The sequence below is a fragment of the Acidovorax sp. Root568 genome (assembly GCF_001427445.1).
Classification (GTDB): Bacteria; Pseudomonadota; Gammaproteobacteria; order Burkholderiales; family Burkholderiaceae_C; genus Acidovorax; species Acidovorax delafieldii.
Genome location: NZ_LMGP01000016.1, coordinates 261,455 through 280,553 on the forward strand (window position 1 = coordinate 261,455; position 19,099 = coordinate 280,553).

The 19,099-nt window shown below is 63.4% G+C and carries 17 protein-coding genes; 9 read left to right on the top strand and 8 right to left on the bottom strand.

What is annotated here, in order from left to right; genetic code table 11:
• Positions 1-133: 133 nt before the first annotated feature.
• A complete protein-coding gene (gene ffh / locus ASD75_RS15775) occupies positions 134-1,513 on the bottom strand; it encodes a signal recognition particle protein (RefSeq protein ID WP_056746900.1) in 1,380 nt (459 codons plus the stop codon).
• Positions 1,514-1,611: 98 nt separating this feature from the next.
• On the opposite strand from ffh, the gene ASD75_RS15780 reads away from it, so the two are divergent.
• The 9 genes from ASD75_RS15780 (at position 1,612) to ASD75_RS15815 (ending at position 11,997) form a co-directional block, all read left to right on the top strand.
• Positions 1,612-2,409, top strand: coding sequence for an inner membrane protein YpjD (locus ASD75_RS15780; protein ID WP_056746901.1), 798 nt, complete (start codon positions 1,612-1,614; stop codon positions 2,407-2,409).
• The gene (locus tag ASD75_RS15785; protein WP_056746902.1) at positions 2,406-2,633 is read left to right on the top strand and encodes a PP0621 family protein; all 228 of its coding nucleotides are present in this window, start codon (positions 2,406-2,408) and stop codon (positions 2,631-2,633) included. Before ASD75_RS15780 ends, ASD75_RS15785 begins: the two co-directional genes overlap by 4 nt.
• Before the next feature lie 22 nt (positions 2,634-2,655).
• Positions 2,656-4,359: a nitrogen regulation protein NR(II) gene (locus tag ASD75_RS15790; RefSeq protein ID WP_056746903.1), complete on the top strand. Its 1,704-nt coding sequence runs from the start codon at positions 2,656-2,658 to the stop codon at positions 4,357-4,359.
• Between the two features lie 11 nt (positions 4,360-4,370).
• Positions 4,371-5,936, top strand: a complete 1,566-nt coding sequence (locus ASD75_RS15795) for a sigma-54 dependent transcriptional regulator (protein WP_056746904.1) — start codon at positions 4,371-4,373, stop codon at positions 5,934-5,936.
• Positions 5,920-6,549, top strand: coding sequence for a 1,6-anhydro-N-acetylmuramyl-L-alanine amidase AmpD (gene ampD, locus ASD75_RS15800; RefSeq protein WP_056746905.1), 630 nt, complete (start codon positions 5,920-5,922; stop codon positions 6,547-6,549). The genes ASD75_RS15795 and ampD overlap by 17 nt, the downstream gene beginning before the upstream one ends.
• A gap of 377 nt (positions 6,550-6,926) precedes the next feature.
• A complete protein-coding gene (locus tag ASD75_RS15805) occupies positions 6,927-9,866 on the top strand; it encodes a ribonucleoside-diphosphate reductase subunit alpha (RefSeq protein ID WP_056746906.1) in 2,940 nt (979 codons plus the stop codon).
• Positions 9,867-10,001: 135 nt separating this feature from the next.
• Positions 10,002-11,198 carry a ribonucleotide-diphosphate reductase subunit beta gene (locus ASD75_RS15810; RefSeq protein ID WP_056746907.1) on the top strand — a complete coding sequence of 399 codons (1,197 nt, stop codon included), beginning with the start codon at positions 10,002-10,004 and terminating at the stop codon, positions 11,196-11,198.
• Positions 11,199-11,223: 25 nt separating this feature from the next.
• Positions 11,224-11,370 carry a hypothetical protein gene (locus ASD75_RS24165; protein WP_156401035.1) on the top strand — a complete coding sequence of 49 codons (147 nt, stop codon included), beginning with the start codon at positions 11,224-11,226 and terminating at the stop codon, positions 11,368-11,370.
• Positions 11,371-11,385: 15 nt separating this feature from the next.
• Positions 11,386-11,997, top strand: coding sequence for a hypothetical protein (locus ASD75_RS15815; RefSeq protein WP_056746908.1), 612 nt, complete (start codon positions 11,386-11,388; stop codon positions 11,995-11,997).
• Between the two features lie 150 nt (positions 11,998-12,147).
• On the opposite strand, the gene ASD75_RS15820 is transcribed toward ASD75_RS15815, so the two are convergent.
• The 7 genes from ASD75_RS15820 to ASD75_RS15850 form a co-directional block, all read right to left on the bottom strand.
• Positions 12,148-13,047 (bottom strand): carbohydrate kinase family protein, encoded by a 900-nt coding sequence (locus ASD75_RS15820; RefSeq protein ID WP_056746909.1) that lies wholly within the window; start codon positions 13,045-13,047, stop codon positions 12,148-12,150.
• Positions 13,048-13,082: 35 nt separating this feature from the next.
• The gene (locus tag ASD75_RS23430) at positions 13,083-14,750 is read right to left on the bottom strand and encodes a DUF3426 domain-containing protein (RefSeq protein WP_082565045.1); all 1,668 of its coding nucleotides are present in this window, start codon (positions 14,748-14,750) and stop codon (positions 13,083-13,085) included.
• A 55-nt stretch (positions 14,751-14,805) separates the two neighbouring features.
• On the bottom strand, positions 14,806-15,708 hold the full coding sequence (prmA, locus tag ASD75_RS15830) for a 50S ribosomal protein L11 methyltransferase (RefSeq protein WP_056746910.1): 903 nt from the start codon (positions 15,706-15,708) through the stop codon (positions 14,806-14,808).
• A gap of 77 nt (positions 15,709-15,785) precedes the next feature.
• Positions 15,786-17,135, bottom strand: a complete 1,350-nt coding sequence (gene accC / locus ASD75_RS15835) for an acetyl-CoA carboxylase biotin carboxylase subunit (RefSeq protein ID WP_056066345.1) — start codon at positions 17,133-17,135, stop codon at positions 15,786-15,788.
• A 7-nt stretch (positions 17,136-17,142) separates the two neighbouring features.
• A complete protein-coding gene (accB, locus tag ASD75_RS15840; protein ID WP_056066347.1) occupies positions 17,143-17,595 on the bottom strand; it encodes an acetyl-CoA carboxylase biotin carboxyl carrier protein in 453 nt (150 codons plus the stop codon).
• Between the two features lie 168 nt (positions 17,596-17,763).
• Complete coding sequence (locus ASD75_RS15845; protein ID WP_056746911.1) at positions 17,764-18,342, bottom strand: TlpA disulfide reductase family protein; 579 nt, start codon at positions 18,340-18,342, stop codon at positions 17,764-17,766.
• Positions 18,339-18,938, bottom strand: coding sequence for a hypothetical protein (locus ASD75_RS15850; RefSeq protein ID WP_056066353.1), 600 nt, complete (start codon positions 18,936-18,938; stop codon positions 18,339-18,341). The genes ASD75_RS15845 and ASD75_RS15850 overlap by 4 nt, the downstream gene beginning before the upstream one ends.
• Positions 18,939-19,099: the final 161 nt, after the last annotated feature.

A 19,099-nucleotide genomic window follows, 5' to 3' on the forward strand; every position in this document is an offset into this window, starting at 1 on the left:
GCACCGCGCAGAGCCATCATCCACCGACCCACAAAAAAAGCCGACGCATGTCGGCTTTTTTATTCACTCATATTTTCATAGCATTCCAGGCATATGGTTGTAGCGCCTGGTGCCAAAAAGGCTTGAAAACCCTTCAGAAAGGCATCTTGGGCATGCCTCCGCCGCCCATGCCCTTCATGCCGCCCATCTTCTTCATCATCTTCATCAGGCCGCCGCCCTTCATCTTTTTCATCATGCCCTGCATCTGCTCAAACTCCTTGAGCAGGCGGTTGACTTCCTGCACATGCACACCCGCCCCGTTGGCGATGCGCTTCTTGCGCGTGGCCTTGATGAGTTCGGGCTTGCGGCGCTCCAGGGGCGTCATGCTCTGGATGATGCCTTCCTTGCGCTTGATGTCTTTTTCGGCCTTGTCCATGTCCAGCGAACCCGCCTTGGCGGTGAGCTGGGAGGGCAGCTTGTCCATCAGGCTCGACAGCCCCCCCATCTGCTTCATCTGCTGGATCTGCGAGAGAAAGTCGTTCAGGTCGAAGCCGTCACCGCTCTTGACCTTGGCCGCCAACTTTTGTGCGGCCTCCATGTCCACCCCGGCCGTCACCTGCTCCACCAGCGCCACGATGTCGCCCATGCCCAGGATGCGGCCCGCATGGCGCTCGGCGTCGAACACTTCCAGGCCGTCGATCTTCTCCGAGACACCGGCAAACTTGATCGGAGCCCCTGTGATCTGGCGCACGGACAGCGCGGCACCGCCGCGCGAGTCGCCGTCCAGCTTGGTGAGCACGATGCCGGTGAGGGGCAGCGCCTCCTTGAAGGCCTTGGCCGTGTTGATGGCGTCCTGGCCCTGCATGGCATCGACCACGAACAAGGTTTCAACCGGGTTCAGCGCGGCGTGCAGGTCCTTGATTTCCTTCATCAAGGCTTCGTCGATGGCCAGGCGACCGGCCGTGTCGACCAGCAGCACGTCAAAGTAGTGCTTCTTGGCGTAGTCGAGTGCGGCGTGGGCAATGTCAAGCGGCTTCTGGTCGGGCGTGCTGGGAAACCATTCGGCACCGGCCTGCTTGGTCACGCTCTTGAGCTGCTCGATGGCGGCCGGGCGGTACACGTCGCCCGACACGGTCAGCACCTTCTTCTTGCGCTTTTCAATCAGGTGCTTGGCCAGCTTGGCCGTAGTGGTGGTCTTGCCCGCGCCCTGCAGGCCGGCCATCAGGATCACGGCGGGCGGCTGGGCGGCCAGGTTGATGTCGGCCACGCCCTCGCCCATGGTGGCGGCGAGTTCACGGTTGACGATGCTGACCAGCGTCTGCCCGGGCTTGAGCGAACCCAGCACCTCCTGGCCCAGGGCCTTTTCCTTGACGCGGGCGATGAAGTCGCGCACCACGGGCAGGGCCACGTCGGCTTCGAGCAGCGCCATGCGCACTTCGCGCAGCATGTCCGTGACGTTGGACTCGGTGATGCGGGCCTGGCCACGCATCTCCTTGACGAGGCGCGTGAGTTTGTCGGTAAGGGCGGAGGCCATAGGGGTGTTTCCGGTATTGGCTGCGCGCCGTCAACAACGGCGTTGTGCGCGCGGCCCCGCCAGGGCGCTGGCGGTGGGCGAAAGGCTAAACTGTGCCCATGATTTTAACGAGTAGCTCTCCGGTCAGTTGGCTGCTGGCCCTGGCCGCTGCCGTGGCTTATGCCGTGCCTGCCGCCGCAGCCTCCCGCCTGGGGGCCGCAGCGGCGCGCAATGCACTGCTGGTGGCGTGGTTGCTGCATGGGGCCGTGCTGGTGTGGGGCCTATGGGGCGAAGCGCCCCGGTTCGGTTTTGCGCCCGCGCTGTCGATGACTGCATGGCTGGTGCTCACGGTGTATGCCGTGGAGCGGCAGTTGTTTCCGCAAATGCAGTCGCGCTGGGTGCTGGCAGGCCTGGGCGCGGCAGCCATTGTGCTGGCCATGCTGTTCCCGGGGCAGCCCCTGCACGTGTCTGCATCGGCCTGGCTCCCCTTGCACCTGGCGTTGGGCATTGCGTGTTATGGGCTGTTTGCAGCCGCCGTCGTGCACGCCTGGCTCATGACACGCGCCGAACGCCACATCCGACAGGCCGAAGACCCGCACAGCGGCATCCCGCTGCTCACCCTGGAGCGGCTGACCTTCCGGTTCGTGACGGCAGGGTTTGTGCTGCTCACCGCCACCTTGCTGGCCGGGTGGCTGTTTGGCGAGACGCTGTATGGCCGGGCCTGGCGGTGGGACCACAAGGCCGTGTTCTCGATGCTCTCGTGGCTGACCTTCGCCACCCTGCTGCTGGGCCGCGCGCGGTTTGGCTGGCGGGGCCGCAATGCGGTGCGTGTGTTGTATGCGGGCTCGGCCCTGTTGCTGCTGGCCTATGTGGGCTCGCGTTTTGTATTGGAAGTTGTTCTGGGCCGCAGCACATGAAATACCTGGTCTTGTTGGTCGTCATCGCGGTGGCGGTGGGTATCTGGCGCAGTCGCCGTGCTCCTGATGCCGCAGTGCCCAAGGCGCGCCCCACCCCGCCAGCCCTGCCGCAAGACATGCTGGCCTGCGCGCACTGCGGCGTGCACGTCCCGCAGGCCGAGGCACTGATGCTGGGCAATCAGGCCTATTGCAGCGCCGAGCACCGGCGCCTGGGCCCGGCCTGAGCGGCGCGGCCCCGTTGTGACCATGCAAACCGTGTCCGCAGGTTCCCTGCCGCCTTCGGCAGACGCGCCCTTCGCGCGGCTGTGGCTGGGTTTCCTCACCGGCCGCGTCATGGTGGCCCTGGCGCTCTTGGTGCTGCAAGGCGCCGGGCAGCTCATCAATCAAGCGGTGGGGCCCACCCTGCTGGCTGTCTGCGTGGCCTACCTGGTGGCTACGGTGGTCGTGCGTGTGCTCTCGCGCCGGGGCCCACCCTCGGCGAGCGCAGGGCCGCAGTGGCTACCCTCCATCGGGGTGGACCTGGCCGCGATCACGGCGTTGCAGCTCTTGCATGCGGGCACCATGAACTACACGCCCCTGTTCGGCCTGCCCATCCTGATCGCAGCGGTCATGGGCACGCTGACCCTGGCCCTGGGCACCACGGCCGCCGTCACGCTGCTGCTGCTGGGCTGGGCCTGGTGGGTGGGCCAGTACAGCACGGGCGACGAAGGCCAGCGCTACCTGCAAAGTGCACTGACCGGCACGGGCTACTTCATCGTGAGCTATCTGGTGCACCAGCTGGCCACCCGCCTGGCGCGCGAACAGGAAGTGGCACAACAAAGCCAGATCGCAGCGCGCGTGCAAACGCAGGTCAGTGCACTGGTCATCCAGAACCTGACCGACGGGGTGCTGGTGGTGGACGAGACCGACGTGGTGCGCATTGCCAACCCCGCAGGGCTGCAGCTGCTGGGCGGCATGGCACTGACCGAGTTACCGTTTGCCCTGACCTCCACCGCGCCGTGGCACCCCCTGGTGATCCTGGCGCGGCGCACCTTCCGGCACGAACAACCGCAGACGGCCGACGTCGATCTGCTGCACGAAGGCCAGAGCCCCACCGGCCTGCATGTGCGCACCTGGCTCACATCCACCCGCAACGCGGCCTTGCAAACGCGCTCCGAGCGGCTGTGCGTGATGTTCCTGCACGACCTGCGGGAAATGGAAGCGCGGCTGCGCACCGAAAAACTCGCGGCCATGGGCCGCATGTCCGCCGCAGTGGCCCATGAGATCCGCAACCCGCTGGCGGCCATCGTGCAGGCCAATGCCCTGCTGGAAGAAGACCTGCACGACCCCGCACAAAAACGGCTGGCGCACATGGTGCAGCAAAACGCCGACCGCCTGGCCCGCATCGCCGAAGAGGTGCTGGACATTGCCCGCGTACAGCACCAGATCAGCCATGCCCCTGCCTCGACCGTAGCGCTGGACGAGACGGTCGCCCAGATCTGGAACGACTGGCAGGCCCAGGACCCCGCCCGGCGGCGCGCCCTGGTGTCGCTGGACACGGGCGCCACCCAGGTGGAGTTTGACGCCGAGCACCTGCGTCGGGTGCTCGTCAACCTGCTGGACAACGCCCTGCGCTACATGGGCCCGGAGCCCGACTCGTTGTCAGTGACCACGCGCAACACGCCCGCTGGCCAGGTCAGCCTGCAGGTGTGGAGCGACGGTGCCCCGATGGACAAATCCGTGGAGCGGCATTTGTTCGAGCCCTTCTTCTCGTCGGAGAGCCGCTCCAGCGGCTTGGGTCTCTATATTTGCCGGGAGCTGTGCCAGCGCCATGGCGCCTCCATCAGCTACCAGCGCCTGAACCGCCACACCGCACGCGGTGACATCGGAGGCAACGCCTTTACTGTGGGCTTCCGCCGCACGACCCGCCCCGCCGACAATGCCACCTTGTTTGACACCATAGTGGTCTGACTGCCGCCTCCATGAACGCCCCTGCCGCCTCCATCCTTGTCGTTGACGACGAACCCGATCTGCGCACCCTGTACGAGCTCACCCTGCTGCGCGAGGGGTACCGGGTCGAGACCGCGTCGAGCGTCCAGGAGGCGCGTGATCAACTCAAGGCCCACCGCTTTGACGCCGTGATTACCGATATGCGGCTGCCCGACGGGTTTGGCATGGAGCTGCTGCAGGATCTGCGCGACCAGCAACGGCGCGAACGCTGCGTGGTCATGACCGCCTACGGCTCGGCAGAGAACGCGGTCGAGGCGCTGCGCGCAGGGGCCTTCGACTACCTCACCAAGCCCGTGGACCTCAAGCAGTTCCGCTCGGTGGTGGCCTCAGCCATCCAGGGCACGGGTGGGGTTCCACCGCCGCGTGCGTCACGCAGCAACGGCTCCAGCCGGTCTACCAATGCAGCGGCGGCGACCGGCGAATTCGGCAATGCCAACGCCGCCCTGGACCGCCTCGTGGGCGAGTCCGACGCCATCCGCAACGTCAAGCAGCGCGTGGCCAAGGTATCGCGTGGCATGGCGCCGGTACTGATCCATGGCGAGTCGGGCACGGGCAAGGAGCTGGTGGCCCAAGCCCTGCACGCCAGCAGCCAGCGTGCTGACGGGCCCCTGGTCGCCGTGAACTGCGGGGCCATCCCCGAGAACCTGCTGGAAGCTGAATTTTTTGGCGCCCGCAAGGGCTCCTACACCGGCGCGTCGCAAGACCGTGACGGCTACTTCCAGGCCGCACGCGGGGGCACATTGTTCCTCGACGAAATCGGCGACCTGCCGCTGGCGATGCAGTCCAAGCTGCTGCGCGCCATCCAGGAGCGCAGCGTGCGGCCACTCGGCTCCACCCAGGAAGAGACGGTGGATGTGCGCATTGTGAGCGCCACCCACCGCGATCTAGCGGCCGATGTGCAGGCCGGCCGGTTCCGCCAGGACCTGTACTACCGGCTCAATGTGATCGAGATCGTCATTCCGCCGCTGCGCGAGCGCCGCGAGGACCTGCCCGCACTGTGCGCAGCGCTGCTCACCCGCATTGCCCACGAGTCGGGCATGCCGGTGCCCCAACTCACCGACCGGGCACTGAACGCCATCGCCGCCCACCCACTGACCGGCAATGTCCGCGAGCTGGAAAATCTGCTGCACCGCGCAGTGGCATTGAGCGACGGGGACGAGTTGCAGGTGGATGCGCCAAGCGGCGCGTCAGATGTGCAGATGGCACGCCCGGCACCGCCCACGCTTGTGCCAGCGCCAGAGGGATCGGCGGTGTCCGCCGCCTTCTCTGCAGGGCCCCACGCTTCGACGTCTGCAGACACAGGCCAGGGCCCTCAGCCCCTGGCCAACGGCTGCACGGTGCCACTGCCCAGCGACCTGCAGGCCTGGTTGGACCAGCAGGAGCGGGAGATCCTGATCCGCGCGCTGAAAGAAGCCGGGTTCAACCGTACCGCCACAGCCGCACGCCTGGGCATCAGCCTGCGCCAGATTCGCTACCGCATCGCCCGTCTGAACATCGCCGTGCCCAATGACCAGGACCCGCATGACGAATTGGGCTGACAGTGCACCAGCGGCAGACATGGCGCCCTGGGAGGGCGGCTGGTACAGGACCGCTCAGCGGCTCGCATCTCCAAACCACGGGCCGCGCCCGGTACAGACCTCGCAAGTCGATCTGATCGTGGTGCATTCCATCAGCCTGCCGCCGGGCGAATACGGCGGCGGTGCCGTGCAACAGCTGTTCACCAACACCCTGGACTGGGATGCGCACCCCTACTACCAGGGCATCCGCGGATTGCAGGTCTCCGCGCATTTTTTCATCGAGCGCACCGGGGTGCTGTGGCAGTTTGTGGATTGCGACTTGCGCGCCTGGCATGCCGGGCAATCGTTCTACCGGGGGAGGAGCCAGTGCAACGACGATTCCATCGGCATTGAACTGGAAGGCCTGGAGGGCCTGCACTTCGAGTCGGCACAGTACGAAACCCTGGCCAGGGTCTGCCAGGACATTGCGCTGCGCTATCCCATCGAGCACATCGCAGGGCATGAACACATTGCCCCGGGACGTAAGTTGGACCCAGGCCCGGGCTTTGACTGGCCACGACTGCAAGGGGCGTTGGACTGGCCCGCGCAGCGATTCCCGCTGAACACGCGGGCGGACCCCTTGCAGCTTCGCTGACGCCGCACTTTCACTGTCGTACGGGCGCATCAAGACATTTTTTTCTTTGTGCGCTTGCACATATTTTTGCAGCCAAGCGCTGCGCGGCCTGGCGCAGGAAATCCGCCGCCAAGGTACGCCACTGCACGGTTTTGCATCGCCCACATCGCATTCACAAGGGCTCGCCACAGGCACCGGTTGCGTACGCAACGGGGTTGAGAACATGCTGTTTCGGTTTTGGGGACTCATTCCGGCGGTACACTACCGGTAGTGTCTTGAACCGCCTCGACACACCATATATAGTGTGCACCAGACTGAAGTCCGGTGCAGCACCCACACACTGCGGCGGCACTCCAGGCCGCACGCCCACCCCAGACAGCCCACAGAAGAGGACCCCCATGCAAGCTGCTTTGAACACGCCTTCCCCATCGCCCACCGCCTCTACGGATGCCGCCACGCACGCTGCGGCGGCCGCAGCTTCCGGGCACCCGCTCACGCATTACCAGATCATTCGCCGCAACGGCGCGGTGGTGCCGTTCGAGCCCCAAAAAATTGCGGTGGCGATGATGAAGGCGTTTCTGGCAGTGCACGGCACGCAGGGCGCTGCCTCTGCCAGCGTGCGTGAGGTAGTGGACACGCTCACCCAGAACGTGGTCCGCGCCCTCATGCGCTCGCGTCCTGGCGGCGGCACCTTCCACATTGAAGATGTGCAGGACCAGGTCGAGCTGGGCCTGATGCGCGGCGAGCACCATGAAGTCGCCCGTGCCTACGTGCTGTACCGCGAGCGCCGCACGCAGGAGCGCGCTCACCACCTGGAACAGCTAGCACCCGCCACCCCGGTGCTGCACGTGATCGACAACGGCCAACGCGTGCAGCTGGACATCCTGCGCCTGCACGCCTTGATCGAGTCGGCCTGCGCCAACCTGGGCGCCGACATCCAGGCAGCCCCCATCGTCGCAGAGACCATGCGCAACCTGTATGACGGCGTTCCCATGGACGAGGTCTACAAGGCGTCCATTCTGGCGGCCCGCACCCTGATCGAAAAAGATCCTGACTACACCTACGCCACGGCCCGCCTGCTGCTGCACACCATCGTGCGCGAGGTGCTGGGGCGTGACGTAGCCCAGCGCAACATGGGCCAGGCCTACAAGGACTATTTCCCCACCTTCATTCAGAAGGGGGTGGACAACGAGCTGCTGGACGAGCGCCTGCTCAAGCAATACGACCTGAACCGCCTGGGCGCCGCGCTCAAGGCCGAGCGCGACCTGCAGTTCGACTACCTGGGCCTGCAGACGCTGTACGACCGCTACTTCCTGCACGTCAAGAAGACCCGCATCGAGCTGCCCCAAGCCTTCTTCATGCGCGTGGCCATGGGCCTGGCGCTCAATGAAACCGACCGCGAAGCCCGGGCCATCGAGTTCTATGAAGTGCTCTCGTCGTTCGATTTCATGTCGTCCACCCCCACGCTGTTCAACAGCGGCACGCTGCGCTCGCAGCTGTCGAGCTGCTACCTGACCACGGTGCCCGACGACCTCGATGGCATTTACGAGTCGATCAAGGAAAACGCCTTGTTGTCCAAGTTTGCTGGTGGCCTGGGCAACGACTGGACCCGCGTGCGCGCCCTGGGCTCGCACATCAAGGGCACCAACGGCGAATCGCAGGGCGTGGTGCCCTTCCTCAAGGTGGTCAACGACACGGCCGTGGCCGTGAACCAGGGCGGCAAGCGCAAGGGCGCCGTCTGCACCTACCTGGAAACCTGGCACCTGGACATCGAAGAGTTCCTGGAACTGCGCAAGAACACCGGCGACGATCGCCGCCGCACGCACGACATGAACACGGCCAACTGGATCCCTGACCTGTTCATGCGCCGCGTGATGGAAAAGGGCACCTGGACGCTGTTCTCCCCTTCTAACGTGCCCGACCTGCATGATCTGTTTGGCGCCGACTTTGAAAAGGCCTATGTGGCCTACGAAGAAAAGGCTGCACGCGGCGAGATCAAGCCCGCCAAGACCATCCAGGCCACGGACCTCTGGCGCAAGATTCTCACCATGCTGTTCGAGACCGGCCATCCCTGGATCACGTTCAAGGATGCCTGCAATGTGCGCTCGCCCCAACAGCACGCCGGTGTGGTGCATTCGTCTAATCTGTGCACCGAGATCACGCTCAACACCAGCGACACCGAAACTGCCGTGTGCAACCTCGGCTCGGTGAACCTGCTGCAGCACATCAAGAACGGCCAGATCGACCACGACAAGCTCAAGAAGACCATCACCGTGGCCATGCGCATGCTGGACAACGTGATCGACATCAACTACTACGCAGTCAACAAGGCCCGCGACTCCAACCTGCGCCACCGCCCCGTGGGTCTGGGCGTGATGGCTTTCCAGGACAGCCTGTATGCGCTGCGCATTCCTTACGCCTCGCAAGAGGCGGTGGAATTCGCCGACAAGTCGATGGAAGCCATCTGCTACTACGCGTATTGGGCGTCCACCGAGCTGGCCAAAGAGCGCGGCAAGTACTCGAGCTATAAGGGCTCGCTGTGGGATCGCGGCATCCTGCCTTTCGACACGCTGGACATGCTCTCGCAGGCCCGTGGCGGGTATGTGGAAGTGGACCGCTCGTCCACGCTGGACTGGGATGCCCTGCGCAAGAAGATTGCACTGGACGGCATGCGCAACTCCAACTGCGTCGCCATTGCCCCCACGGCCACCATCTCGAACATCATTGGCGTCGATGCCTCGATCGAGCCTTCGTTCGGCAACCTATCGGTCAAGTCCAACCTGTCGGGCGAGTTCACGGTCATCAACGGCGGCCTGGTGCGTGACCTCAAGCGCCTGGGCCTGTGGGATGACGTGATGATCATGGACCTCAAGCACTTCAAGGGTTCGCTGCACCCCATCGACCGCGTGCCCCAGGACATCAAGGCGCTCTACTCCACAGCCTTCGAAGTCGAACCCCAGTGGCTGGTGGAAGCCGCATCACGCCGCCAGAAGTGGATCGATCAGGCGCAGAGCCTCAACATCTACATGGCCGGCGCGTCGGGCAAGAAGCTCGACGACACCTACAAACTGGCGTGGGTGCGCGGCCTCAAGACCACCTACTACCTGCGCACCCAAAGCGCTACGCACGTCGAGATGAGCACCGTGAACACACGCCAGCTCAATGCAGTGTCATCGGGCAATGACAGCGGCGCATCGGCAGCTTCAGCCACCGCAGCGGCCAAGCAAAACCCGCTGGAAGCTGCTGCCGCAGCGGCCTCTCAGCAGGCTGCAGCTGTGCCAGCCACGGACGTCAAGTTCTGCGCCATCGACGATCCTGGCTGCGAGGCCTGCCAGTAAGCACATTGCCAGCAACGCCTCGGGTTCGCCCGAGGCGCTGCTCCGGTGCTGTGAAGCAACAAAACCTTGCTGCACAACGCTTCAGTGCTTTCCTTTTCGCAGCACTGCTTTCATAATCCGAATACTGGAAAATCTATGTTGACCTGGGACGAAGAAGTCAAGCCCTCATCGCAAAATCAACTGGACGGCGGTCTGCCTAACAACCGCCAGGTGGGACAACCGCCTCTCGCTTTCCAGACGCCTTCGCTGCAGCCTTTGAGCACCTCGGCCCCAGCAGCAAGCGCCACCACCACACCCATCGCCGCAGCTGCACACCGCCGTGTGAATGCCGCCGACAAGCGCATCATCAACGGCCAGACCGACGTCAACCAGCTGGTGCCTTTCAAGTACAAGTGGGCGTGGGAAAAATACCTCGCCACCTGCGCCAACCACTGGATGCCCCAAGAGGTGAACATGACGCGTGACATCGCGTTGTGGAAGGACCCCAACGGCCTGACCGAAGACGAGCGCCGCATCATCAAGCGCAACCTGGGCTTCTTCGTCACCGCCGATTCGCTGGCCGCCAACAACATCGTGCTGGGCACGTACCGCCACATCACGGCCCCTGAGTGCCGCCAGTTCCTGCTGCGCCAGGCGTTCGAAGAAGCGATCCACACCCACGCGTATCAGTACATCGTCGAATCGCTGGGTCTGGATGAAAGCGAAATCTTCAATGCCTACAACGAAGTCCAGTCGATCCGCGACAAGGACGAATTCCTGATCCCCTTCATCGAAGCGATCATGGATCCGTCTTTCAAAACCGGCACGCCCGAGACCGACCAGACCCTGCTCAAGTCGCTGATCGTTTTCGCGTGTCTGATGGAAGGCCTGTTCTTTTACGTGGGCTTCACGCAGATCCTGGCATTGGGTCGCCAGAACAAGATGACCGGCGCTGCTGAGCAGTACCAATACATCCTGCGCGATGAGTCGATGCACTGCAATTTCGGTATCGACTTGATCAATCAGCTCAAGCTCGAAAACCCCCACCTGTGGACCGCAGAGTTCAAGGCCGAGATCAAGGCACTGTTCCTCAAGGCCGTGGAGTTGGAATATCGCTACGCCGAAGACACCATGCCCCGTGGCGTGCTGGGCATGAATGCTTCCATGTTCAAGGGCTACCTGCGCTACATCGCCAACCGCCGCGCCACGCAGATCGGGTTGGAGACGCTGTTCCCTAATGAAGAGAACCCGTTCCCGTGGATGAGCGAGATGATCGATCTCAAGAAGGAGCGCAACTTCTTTGAGACCCGGGTTATTGAATACCAGTCCGGTGGTGCGCTGTCCTGGGACTAGCGCCTTTTTTGCAGGCCACACCACCATGGATTTTTACACCACGCCCAGCAACGACAGCGCCGCAGAGCGCTGCCCTGCGGGGCGTTCCCGTGTTCATGGAGATGGAATTTTCATCCATCTCCATGGATCGCTCTCTGTCCACTGCAGACAGGAAGTGCTCTTTGCAAATTGACCCAAGGAGAACATGATGGCAACTGCGAAAAAACCGGCCGCTAAGAAGGCTGCTCCCGCGAAAAAGGCTGCAACGGCCAAACCCGTAGCCGCAAAGAAGGCTGCACCTGCCAAGAAGGCAGCAGCACCGGCAAAGAAAGCCGCTCCTGCCAAGAAGGCTGTAGCTGCGAAGAAGGCTGCACCCGCCAAGAATGCAGCAGCACCGGCAAAGAAAGCCGCTCCTGCCAAGAAGGCCGTAGCTGCGAAGAAGGCTGCACCCGCCAAGAAGGCAGCAGCACCGGCAAAGAAAGCCGCTCCCGCCAAGAAGGCCGTAGCCGCGAAGAAGGCTGCACCCGCCAAGAAGGCAGCAGCACCGGCAAAGAAAGCCGCTCCCGCCAAGAAGGCCGTAGCTACGAAGAAGGCTGCACCCGCCAAGAAGGCAGCAGCACCGGCAAAGAAAGCCGCTCCCGCCAAGAAGGCCGCAGTAGCCAAGAAGGCCGCAGCACCTGCCAAGGCAGCCCCCGCAAAGAAAGCTGCTCCGGCCAAGAAGGCCCCCAAGGCGCCTGCCCCTGCGGCCGCTGCCCCTGCAGCACAAACCACGCTGAACCCTCAGGCAGCCTGGCCTTTCCCTACGGGCAACAAGCCCTGATTCTGGCGCGCCACGCGCTCAACCCGGTGCAAACGCACCGGGTTTTTTTTCGTCTGCATGCAGGTCTGAGCACTCCCAAGAGCTACCTGGCAAGCAAGCTGCGTTGCAAAGCGCTGGGCAGCGCAACGCAGGCGACACTGGCTGGAAGGATTAACCCAACGGATCGAAATCCAGCGCGTAGTTCTGTGGGCCACGCTGCGCGATCTTGAGAGCGCCAACCCGGTTGCCCAGCTCCGCACAACGCACGAGGGACCAGCCCTTTTCCAGACCAAACAGCAGCGCGCCGCGCCAGGCATCGCCGCAACCCGTGGGGTCCACCACCGCTGCAGGCGCCACAGAGGGCACATGGGTTTTTTCACCATCCACCCAGACCTCGCAGCCCTCTGCGCCCAGCGTCACCACCAGCCCCTGCACCTTGCGGGAGATATCGGCCAAAGACCAGCCGGTGCGGTCGCAGAGCATTTTCCCCTCATAGTCATTGACGGTGACCCAGGTGGCCTGGTCGATGAACTGCGCCAGCTCCTGCCCGTTGAACATGGGCAAGCCCTGACCTGGATCGAACACAAACGGGATACCCGCCGCCACGAACTGGGCCGCATGCTCCAGCATCGCGTCACGCCCGTCCGGCGCGATGATCCCCACGCTGACACTGTTGTCTGCACCAATTCGATTGGCATGGGCCTGCATCATGGCGCCAGGATGGAAAGCCGTGATCTGGTTGTTGTCACGGTCCGTCATGATCATCGCCTGCGCGGTGTAGGTGTCCTGCACCTGCCCGACGTGTCGGGCGCTGATACCCAGCGACTGCAGTCGCTGCAGATAGTCAGCACCGTCACTGCCCAACATGGCCATGGGCAACGGCTCCCCACCGAGCAGCTTGAGGCTGTAAGCAATGTTGCCAGCACACCCCCCGAAGTCGCGGCGCAACGACGGGACAAGGAAGGACACATTCAGGATATGGAGCTGATCCGGCAGGATCTGCTCCGCAAAACGCCCCTCGAAAGTCATGATGGTGTCGAACGCCAGGGAACCACAAATGAGGGCAGCCATAGATAGTGAAACTCGGTAAGTTGTTGGGAGAAAAATCAGGGATAGAACGCAAGCAGCCGGTAGCCCGCCACGCGCGCACCGCCGGTGGTCACGAGCACCGACACCGAGGTGCCCCACTCACCTCTCGCGGGCAGCTCCGCTGGAGCCGCCATGTCGGTAGGCAGCAGAACCCGCCGCAATACGGCCTGATCCTGCGCATCTGTAAGGGTCAGCTCCACCGCAGGCATGGCCAGTGGAATGGTGGCGGTGCTCTTCATCGTCAGCGCTAGTTGGTAACTGTCACCCCGGGCTTTGTTGAAAGAAGAACTGTCGATGACCACATCGGCAATCTGGCGCAAAGGGGCAAGTTCGCAGCGCAAAGGCTCGCACAGTTTCACCAACCAGGGCCGGGTACGCACATCCAGGGCTGCAATGCGGTCACGCTCCTGCACCGCAATCTGCAAAGCCAGCCCCAGCAAGGAGACGATGAACCCCAGCCACAAAACCATCCGCACGACCGGCTTGCGCCAAAACGCCTTGCGGCGTGCAGCCACCACAAAGCTGACCTCGGGGTCTGACGCCTGGTTGTCGGCCTCATCGTCGTCGTCGTCAACAGCGGGTCTGGGGCGCGCCTGCAGGATGGCGGCATGCGAATCGTCCTTCACCAACTCCATCGCCGGAGCCTCTGGCGCAACCTCCTTCGACACAAAGTCCACAGAAGGCAACGCGGGCGCAGGCGGGGTGGGCACAGCAACGGGCGACGCAGGCTCAGATTTCTGAGCATCGCCTGAAAGTCCCGCACCGGTATCGGATGACGGAGCGAGAGCAACAGGCGCTACCGGAGGCTGTGCAAGCTCTGCTGAGTGACTCGCGCGCTCCTCTGTGGCATCCACATCCATGGTTGCGTTCAGCGCTACTTCGGAATCGCGAAGTTCGGCAAACGGCAGTTCATAGCCTGCCAGGCTGGGGGACGCAGGAACCGGTGGCACAGCTCCACCAAACAAACTGCCGCGTCCATCAGCGACGTCCTGCGCCGCGTCGGATGGCATCGTGACGGCGGAATGCTCTTGCCCGGCCACATGAACGGCAGGGGACGGACCATCCAAACGAGGCGCCGTGTCCGGTATCACCACCGGCTCTGGAGCATCAGCAGGCGCTGTGACGGATGGCGATGCCGCAGCCTCCACCGCTGTCGCAGTCCGCGATGCACTGTGGGCTCTCCATGCAAACGGCGCGGCGACCTCCTTGCCCAAGACATCCGACGAGACTTCCGTGCGAGCCCCGGCAGTCAGAAAAGCAGGTACCGCAGGACTGGGAATATCGAGCACCGGAGCAGCAGGTAAATCACTGTCCATGCCATACGGAAATGCGTCCATGGCGGCGGTTGCGGCAACCTCGGTGGCGGAGGTTGAAGCACTGCGGATGGCGGGAGTGCCTGCCTTGTCCACATCCTGCGGGGCAGGCGGGGTACCGGTGGGCGACTTGCCTCCCCCCCAGGCTCCCAGTGCATCCGGCTTGCGCGCTATGGGCGCAGTGGGCGCGCGCAGGTCCGTGAGCGATACATCGGGCAGCAGCGGAGCCGGTGCCACAGGCAGCAAATGGGCCGAGGCATCGAATACCTCCTTGCATTGGCCGCAGCGCACCCATCCTTCAGAGATGCGCAATTGGTCCGCCACAACCTTGAAGGTGGTGGCGCAGGACGGGCAGCGGGTGATCTGGCTCATCAGCGAGCGATTGTAGAGGCCATGCCACGGCTGCCAGAACGGCGCTCGCGCACCTTCAGCGGCGCGCAGTCATCAAGATCCAACCGTCCTCGGCATCCGCCACTTCCAGCGGCAGCCAAGGCGCGTAGGCCTCCTTGAGCTCATCCGCCTGGCGCTCCAGAATGCCTGCCAAAACCAGATTCCCACCCACAGCCACATAGCTGCACAGCAGTGGGGCCAATACACGCAACGGAGTGGCCAGGATATTGGCCAGCACGGTCTGGTATTCGCCTTGCGCCTTGTCGGGCAGGCCCGCTTTCAGCGTGACCTGATTGGCCTGGGTGTTTTGCACCGTGGACTCCACGGCAGCCGGGTCAATATCCACCGCATCAATGTCCGTGGCACCGAACTTGGCAGCACCGATGGCGAGGATGCCGGAGCCACACCCGTAATCCAGCACGCGCCCCAGCAGGTTGCCCTGCTCAGGTTGCGTTGCGCCATGGCGCGCAATCCAGCGCAGGCACATGCGCGTGGTGGGGTGGGTGCCCGTACCAAACGCCAAGCCAGGGTCCAGCCGGATGCTCCGTACTGCCTGGGCGGGCAACTCATGCCAGGTAGGCACGATCCAGAAATCCGGGGTGATGTCCACCGGCGCAAATTGCGACTGCGTCAGCCGCACCCAGTCCTGCTCGGGCACCTGGGTGACACCCAGCACCTGGCAGCCCACAAAAAAGTCCTGCACCACCAGCAACTGCTGCGCTTCACGGGCTGCCACCTCGGAGGGGAACAAGGCCACCACGCGGCTGCGTTGCCAGCCATCCTTGGGCGGAGGCATGCCAGGCTCGCCAAACAGCGCCTGTTCAGCGTCGGTCTGGGCATCGGCGTCTTCTACCGACACGGACAGCGCGTCCAGCGCGTCCAGCGCATCGCTGACCGCTTCAATCCGGTCCTCGGGGCACATCAGACTCAGCTCAAACATAGGCATCTCTCAGAAAAAGTGAAATGCTGGCACCCGTTGCCAGGAGCCAGCATGTGAATGACCTGCTGCGTACCAGCTCAGCGTTTGTGCTGCGACAGCCACTCTTCCAGGTAGTGGATGTTGGTGCCGCCCGCCATGAACTTGGCGTCCACCATCAGCTCGCGGTGCAGCGGCACATTGGTGTTGATGCCTTCGATCACCGTCTCGGACAGGGCCGTGCGCATGCGGGCCAGCGCCTGCTCGCGCGTATCACCGTGCACGATGATCTTGCCGATCATCGAGTCGTAGTTGGGTGGCACGAAGTAGTTGGTGTAGGCATGCGAGTCCACGCGCACGCCGGGGCCACCTGGTGGATGCCAGGTGGTAATGCGCCCGGGCGAAGGGATGAACTTGTAGGGGTCTTCCGCGTTCACCCGGCACTCGATAGCATGGCCACGGATTTCAATCTGGCGCTGGGTGAAAGGCAGCTTCTCGCCCGCCGCCACCATGATCTGCGTTTTCACGATGTCCACGCCAGTGATCCACTCAGTCACGGGGTGTTCCACCTGCACACGGGTGTTCATCTCGATGAAGTAGAACTCGCCGTTCTCGTACAGGAACTCAAACGTGCCCGCGCCCCGGTAGCCGATCTTCTTGCAGGCAGCGACGCAACGCTCACCGATCTTCTCGATCAGCTTGCGAGGAATGCCTGGAGCTGGCGCCTCTTCGATCACCTTCTGGTGGCGGCGCTGCATGGAGCAGTCGCGCTCGCCCAAATACACCGCATTGCGGTGCTTGTCGGCCAGGATCTGGATTTCGATGTGGCGTGGGTTCTGGAGGAACTTCTCCATGTACACCGCAGGATTGCCAAACGCGGCACCCGCCTCGGCCTTGGTCATCTGCACGGCATTGACCAGTGCGGCCTCGGTGTGGACCACACGCATGCCACGGCCACCGCCGCCGCCTGCGGCCTTGATGATCACCGGGTAGCCCACTGCCTTGGCGATGCGGCGGATCTGCACCGGATCGTCGGGCAACTCACCCTCAGAACCCGGCACGCAGGGCACGCCTGCACGGATCATGGCCTGCTTGGCGGACACCTTGTCGCCCATGATGCGGATCGACTCGGGCGTGGGGCCGATGAACTGAAAGCCACTCTTTTCCACGCGCTCGGCAAAGTCTGCGTTCTCGGACAGGAAGCCATAGCCGGGGTGAATAGCCTCGGCGTCGGTCACTTCGGCCGCCGAGATGATGGCGGGCATGTTGAGGTAGGACAGCGGCGAAGGCGCTGGGCCGATGCAGACGGCCTCTTCGGCCAGCTTGACATACTTGGCGTCGCGGTCGGCCTCGGAATAGACCATGACGGCCTTCACGCCCAGCTCATGGCAAGCGCGCTGGATACGGAGAGCAATCTCTCCGCGATTCGCAACAAGAATCTTCTTGAACATGAGCGCCTTATTCGATGACGAACAGCGGCTGTCCGTATTCCACGGCTTGGCCGTTCTCGCCCAGGATGCGGGTGACGGTGCCCGACTTGTCGGCCTCGATCTCGTTGAGGATCTTCATGGCCTCGATGATGCAGATGGTCTCGCCTTCCTTGACCTGGCTGCCCACTTCGACAAAAGCCTTGGCGCCAGGGCTGGACGAGCGGTAGAAGGTGCCCACCATGGGCGACTTGACGATGTGGCCGGTGGGTGCGGCGGCCGCAGGGGGCGCGGGCAATTCCGCCACAGGCGCGGCAGCAGGCGCAGCGGCAGGAGCTGCAACCGGGGCGGGCACATACTGCTGAACCACGGCACCACCGCTCTTGACGATGCGGACTTTGCCCTCGGCCTCGGTAATTTCGAGTTCGGACACGTTCGACTCGGACACGAGATCGATGAGGGTTTTGAGTTTTCGCAGATCCATGGAAGCTCCAACGGCTATAAAACTGAATAGGGCGCGAATTTACTCCAATTTCACCCTATCGCAGTCTTCCACACCCATTTTTCATGAACTTCGGCATGGGAATTGCCGTTTCTCAGAGAGAGACGCACCCAGAAGGCCTGAAAGGGGGCTGCTTTTCGACGCGGACCCTCAGCCCATACCTGCCCAAAGCTGCAAGTCCTGGGTGGTCACTTGTCCCATTTTACGATGCAGCACCTTTCCCTCCCCACCAAGGACCACGGTGAAAGGCAGGCCTCCCGTCAGGTTGCCCAGCGACCGGCCCAGATCCGTGCCACCCAGTCCCGCCAGTCCCACAGGGAAATCCAGCGGGATACGCGTCAGAAACTTGCGTACCGCTGACGGCTGGTCAATGGCCAAACCCAGCACTTGCCAACCTTTGGCAGATTGTTCGCGATAGAAGGCGTTGAGCATGGGCAACTCTTCCACACAAGGCGGGCACCAGGTGGCCCAGAAATTGAGCAGCAACGGCTTGCCTGCCAATGACTTCATGGCCAAGGTGCCACCGGCGGGAGTGTCAAATTCAAGCCCCCAGAGCGTCTGCTCGGCCCCTTGCTCCACGGCGTGGGGCTGAAACTTCCACCATGCCAGGCCTGCGCCCCCCAAAGCGGCGGCACCTGCCACCCCGGCATACAAAAAGCGCCTGCGAGCGGCGTTGGGCGCGACGTCGCCAGGAGTCACAGGTTCGGGGGATTCAGCAGGCTGGGTCATGGGGTCGTGTTTTCTTGAAGCAAGCGGCGCACTGCCGTGATGTCACCACGCGGGGTTCGGCCCTTGGTGTCGGGCCGGAGTGCACCCCGCAGGTCGTCAAGGTCGTAAATCAGCAGGTGCACGCCGATCATTTCGTTGAGTTCGGGCGATTTGCTGCCAAGACTCAATGCCTCCACCGATTCACCGTGGAAGCCAGTGACCGTGCGGGGTTCATAGTCCACATGATGATCGATCAGAGCGATCTCTGCCGATTTGGGGTCATCGCAGAACAACTGCAGGTAAATATCCGACAGACGTGTGGCCGTTCCGTGCCACACCGCACCCGCCAGATGCGGCCGGAAAGCCGCCATGCGCTCCATCCACACCAGGGCCAGCTGGCGTAGTGCCCGCAGCTCGCGCGGCTGGGTGTCAGCACAGAAGAGCTGGATGTACTCGCGCACTGCCTCTTCCACCAAGTCGTTGTCTGGCAGCGGGGTACGGGCCGGCAAACCCATCTGCCGCAGCGCACGGCGCTTGGCGGGGCCCCATTCCAGCCCTTCTTCCACCACCAGGCGGGCCGTGGTGTGGGCGATTTCTTCGCTCAAAGGTGTGTGCATGGCAGACAGAGGCAACTAAGGACCCTGCATTGTGGCGCGAAGCGATGACAGCACGGGTGATGCCCCTCAGACACCCCTGGCAACCCCAACAACCGCCGCCCCGAAAGACTATTGTTTTGAGAGCAACTCAGGCAGATGGAACAGGCGCCAGCTGCCACTTT

Bases quoted from the DNA above. Each gene is read 5' to 3' on its own strand.
- ffh (WP_056746900.1), bottom strand. From the start codon at position 1,513: ATGGCCTCCGCCCTTACCGACAAACTCACGCGCCTCGTCAAGGAGATG.
- ASD75_RS15780 (WP_056746901.1), top strand. From the start codon at position 1,612: ATGATTTTAACGAGTAGCTCTCCGGTCAGTTGGCTGCTGGCCCTGGCC.
- ASD75_RS15785 (WP_056746902.1), top strand. From the start codon at position 2,406: ATGAAATACCTGGTCTTGTTGGTCGTCATCGCGGTGGCGGTGGGTATC.
- ASD75_RS15790 (WP_056746903.1), top strand. From the start codon at position 2,656: ATGCAAACCGTGTCCGCAGGTTCCCTGCCGCCTTCGGCAGACGCGCCC.
- ASD75_RS15795 (WP_056746904.1), top strand. From the start codon at position 4,371: ATGAACGCCCCTGCCGCCTCCATCCTTGTCGTTGACGACGAACCCGAT.
- ampD (WP_056746905.1), top strand. From the start codon at position 5,920: ATGACGAATTGGGCTGACAGTGCACCAGCGGCAGACATGGCGCCCTGG.
- ASD75_RS15805 (WP_056746906.1), top strand. From the start codon at position 6,927: ATGCAAGCTGCTTTGAACACGCCTTCCCCATCGCCCACCGCCTCTACG.
- ASD75_RS15810 (WP_056746907.1), top strand. From the start codon at position 10,002: ATGTTGACCTGGGACGAAGAAGTCAAGCCCTCATCGCAAAATCAACTG.
- ASD75_RS24165 (WP_156401035.1), top strand. From the start codon at position 11,224: ATGGATTTTTACACCACGCCCAGCAACGACAGCGCCGCAGAGCGCTGC.
- ASD75_RS15815 (WP_056746908.1), top strand. From the start codon at position 11,386: ATGGCAACTGCGAAAAAACCGGCCGCTAAGAAGGCTGCTCCCGCGAAA.
- ASD75_RS15820 (WP_056746909.1), bottom strand. From the start codon at position 13,047: ATGGCTGCCCTCATTTGTGGTTCCCTGGCGTTCGACACCATCATGACT.
- ASD75_RS23430 (WP_082565045.1), bottom strand. From the start codon at position 14,750: ATGAGCCAGATCACCCGCTGCCCGTCCTGCGCCACCACCTTCAAGGTT.
- prmA (WP_056746910.1), bottom strand. From the start codon at position 15,708: ATGTTTGAGCTGAGTCTGATGTGCCCCGAGGACCGGATTGAAGCGGTC.
- accC (WP_056066345.1), bottom strand. From the start codon at position 17,135: ATGTTCAAGAAGATTCTTGTTGCGAATCGCGGAGAGATTGCTCTCCGT.
- accB (WP_056066347.1), bottom strand. From the start codon at position 17,595: ATGGATCTGCGAAAACTCAAAACCCTCATCGATCTCGTGTCCGAGTCG.
- ASD75_RS15845 (WP_056746911.1), bottom strand. From the start codon at position 18,342: ATGACCCAGCCTGCTGAATCCCCCGAACCTGTGACTCCTGGCGACGTC.
- ASD75_RS15850 (WP_056066353.1), bottom strand. From the start codon at position 18,938: ATGCACACACCTTTGAGCGAAGAAATCGCCCACACCACGGCCCGCCTG.